This window comes from Thiomonas sp. TH-17, from assembly GCF_057473305.1.
The window spans coordinates 1-1,375 of the sequence record NZ_JBYCKI010000068.1; the positions used below are offsets into that span (position 1 = coordinate 1).

At 57.6% G+C, this 1,375-nt stretch carries 2 protein-coding genes; both read left to right on the forward strand.

Annotation, left to right across the window (positions count from 1 at the left end; all coding sequences use genetic code 11):
* Positions 1-615 (forward strand): RhuM family protein (gene rhuM / locus AC2VLV_RS04555; RefSeq protein ID WP_486988847.1); only part of this gene is annotated, 615 nt, incomplete at its 5' end.
* Positions 612-1,375, forward strand: a 764-nt coding sequence (locus AC2VLV_RS04560) for a DEAD/DEAH box helicase family protein (protein WP_486988848.1), incomplete at its 3' end; no start/stop codon positions are given. The genes rhuM and AC2VLV_RS04560, both read left to right, overlap by 4 nt.

The following is a 1,375-nucleotide window of genomic DNA, read 5'->3' on the forward strand; positions in this document are numbered from 1 at the left end:
CAGCAGTATTTCGAAGAGCAGCTCCAGCGTGTCCGCGAGATTCGCCTTTCGGAGCGCAAGTTCTACCAGAAGATCACCGACATCTACGCCACGGCGGTTGATTACGACGTGACGGCGCAGGCCACGAAGCGCTTTTTCGCCACGGTGCAGAACAAGCTGCACTGGGCGATTCACGGCCAGACGGCGGCGGAAATGATCGTCGCCCGCGCTGATGCGGAAAAGCCCAATATGGGGCTGACCACCTGGCAGGATGCGCCACGCGGGAAAATCCAGAAATTCGATGTGGTGATTGCCAAAAACTACCTGAGTGAAGATGAAATGGCGCAGCTTTCGCGTCTGGTGAACGCTTATCTGGACATTGCCGAAGATATGGCAAAACGGCACTTGCCCATGACCATGCAGGACTGGGAGGTGCGGCTGAACCGATTCATCGAAGTAACGAACCGCGAAGTTTTGCAGGACGCGGGCAGGGTCACTGCGGAGATCGCCCGCGCACATGCCGAAACCGAGTTCGAGAAATACCGCATCGTGCAGGACAGGCTGTTCGAAAGCGACTTTGATCGGCTGCTGAAGAAGCTTGAGGATGACAAGAACAATACGAAGGGGGAAGCATGAGCGCCCGCGTTCAGAACCACATTACCGGTCGCCTGTCCCTGCGCCCGCCGCAGGCGGAATCGCTTTCCAGGCTGGTGCATGCCATCGAGGCCGCGCCGGAACTGCTGGAGCACGACAAGGATGTAGCGGCAGTGCTGGCCACGCTGAAAGCCGAATTCCCCACGTTGGAAGACTTTGAGCGCGAGTTCCCGTCGCTGTGCTTCGTGCTGGCCACGGGGGTGGGCAAGACGCGCCTGATGGGGGCCTTCATCGCCTACCTGCATCTGGCGCACGGCATCAACAACTTTTTCGTGCTCGCGCCCAATCTCACGATCTACAACAAGCTGATTGCGGATTTCACGCCCAATACGCCCAAATATGTGTTCAAAGGCATTGGAGAGTTCGCCATCAATTCGCCACGGGTGATTACCGGCGATAACTACGATCAGCAAAGCATACCCACGGGCGAGCTGTTTAGTGATGTACGCATCAACATTTTCAACATCTCCAAGATCAACTCCGAGGTGCGTGGCGGCAAGGAGCCACGCATCAAGCGGATGAAAGAGGTGCTGGGGGACAGCTACTTCAATTATCTGGCGAACCTGCCTGACCTCGTACTGCTGATGGACGAATCGCACCGCTACCGTGCTCAAGCCGGTATGCGTTCCATCAACGAGCTCAAGCCGCTGTTCGGGCTGGAGCTGACGGCGACGCCCTTCGTCGAGTCCAGCCGTGGGCCGATACCGTTCAGAAATGTGGTGATGGACTATCCACTGGCGCG